The 2,063-nt window shown below is 63.4% G+C and carries 2 protein-coding genes; both read right to left on the bottom strand.

Features of this window, described 5'->3' with window-relative positions; all coding sequences use genetic code 11:
- Positions 1–784 (bottom strand): branched-chain amino acid ABC transporter permease (locus AC1DUU_RS30450; RefSeq protein WP_476787041.1); only part of this gene is annotated, 784 nt, incomplete at its 3' end.
- A gap of 103 nt (positions 785–887) precedes the next feature.
- Positions 888–1,979 carry an ABC transporter substrate-binding protein gene (locus AC1DUU_RS30445; protein WP_476787040.1) on the bottom strand — a complete coding sequence of 364 codons (1,092 nt, stop codon included), beginning with the start codon at positions 1,977–1,979 and terminating at the stop codon, positions 888–890.
- Between the last annotated feature and the right edge of the window lie 84 nt (positions 1,980–2,063).

The following is a 2,063-nucleotide window of genomic DNA, read 5'->3' as shown; positions in this document are numbered from 1 at the left end:
CGGATTCGCCGAACAGCGGCCCGAAATTGACATTGGTGACCATGGTTTCGGCAGCGGCGATGACGACTGCGCCGACGGCGRCACCAAGCGCATTGCCGAGCCCGCCCAGGATGGCGGCGGCAAACACCGGCAGCAGCATGTCGAGGCCGAGCTGGGCGCTCATCTCACCCTTGACCGACAGACCGATACCGCCGAGTGCCGCCATCACGCCCGAAAGGAAGACGACGGTGTTGGTGACCTTGCGCGTGTCGATGCCGGTGGCGCTGGCGAGCACCGAATTGGTGGCGGTGGCGCGCATGCAGCGGCCGAGGTCGGTGCGGAAGAGGATGAGCGCGAAGACCATGATGGCGAGCGCGCTGATGCCTACCGACATCAGCTGATGCTCGGTCAGCCGTGCACCCAAGAAACGCAGTGGCGGGTTGATCTCCAGCTCGAAGCGCTTGGGCCTGGGGCCGGCGGTGACCAGGAAGATCGCCGAAAACACCATGGACAGCGCCAGCGAGCCGATCATGGCGATGGCCGAGCCGGCGCGTAGCAGGCGCTCGAAAACAACGACGTTGAGCACAACCGCGATGATGCCGACAAGGGCGCAAGCGGCGATGGCCGCAACCACCAGCGGCAGGCCAGCCATCTGCAGGCCAAGCGCCAAAAGCGCACCGGTCGTCGCATATTGCACAAGCGCTACATTGGGAAAGCGGATCAGCGAATAGACGCTGCTCAACCCTATGGCGATCAGCGCCAGGTCGACCGCGCGGATCAGGACGTCGACGACAAACTGGACCATGCTCTTTTCTCGTAAGGGGACTTCATCACACAGCGGCTGCGCTGGTGCGGAAAGGCAGGCCGGACGCCAGTTCCGGCCTGCCGAGAGGATGAGGGTCGAGACCCTAGCGTTGCTGGACGCCGTCCTCGATCTTCAGCTTGAGATAGGGCTGCTTGGAACGCTGGCGGTCGGCATCGAAGGTGATGTCGCCGGTGGCGCCCTTGTAGCCGTTGCCGATCTCTTTCAGCGCGGCACTGATCGCCTTGGGCTCGGCAGAGCCGGCCTTTTCGATGGCGGCAGCGGCCATCATGACGGCGTCGTAGCCATAGCCGTTGAAGCTGGTCTTGAAGGGCTCGTTGTACTTGGCCTTGTAGGCGGTTTCATAAGCCGCGCCATCGGGGCCGATGTAGTTCAGATCGAGACCATACTGGCCCTGGACGAATTTCGGGTCGGCGTCGGAGGTGCACATCGACAGGTAGATGGCGTACCAGGGCGTTGAGTTGATGCCGAGCTCGAAGGACTCGCGGTTGATGGTCGCGGCTTCCTTGCCATAGGCCGAATAGACATAGACGTCGGGCTCGCTGCGCTCCATCTGCTGCAGTTCGCGGCGATAGGTGGTCTGGCCCTCGGTGTACATCACGGTGGTGACGACTTCGCCGCCAAGTGCCGCAAATGCCTTCTKGAACTGCTCGGCGACGCCCTGGCCGTAGGCGTTGTTCGGCACGATCACCGCCGCCTTCTTCCACTTGTTGTCGACCACGTCCTGGGCAGCGAAGCCCGAGGATACGTTGTCGAGGCCGATCAGCGAGAACGAGCCGTCGCCGAGGCCGCGGATCTTGCCGCTGGACGAGCCGATGTTGAGATGCACGCGGCCTTCCTGGACCAGATACTGGCCGACCGGGATGGTGATGCCGGAGGAGTATTCGCCRATCACCACCGGCACGTTGTCGACGGTGACGAGTTTCTTGGCGGCGTCGAGCGCGGATGGCGCGCGGCCACCGGAATCCTCGATGATGACGCGCAGCTTCTTGCCGCCGAGCACGCCACCCTTCTCGTTGATCTTGTCGACGGCAAGCTCGATGCCGCGGCGCTGGTCGTCGCCGAGCGTCGCGCTCGCGCCAGACAGCGGCACCACGGCGCCAAGGACGACTTCCTGGGCCAATGCAGGCAGGCTGCTCAGCGCAAGACAAGCGGCAGCCAGTAGGGCTTTGTGCATTTTCATCTCCATTTGTTTCGTTGTCGGCCGGGCCGCTACGTGGCGCCCGATCCCCTCTTTATTGCGAACATGTAGACACAGAAT

The sequence above is a fragment of the Aminobacter sp. P4_H6_2 genome (assembly GCF_056400805.1).
Note: the sequence above shows the minus strand (reverse complement) of the source record. Positions and strands in the feature narration are given on the sequence as shown.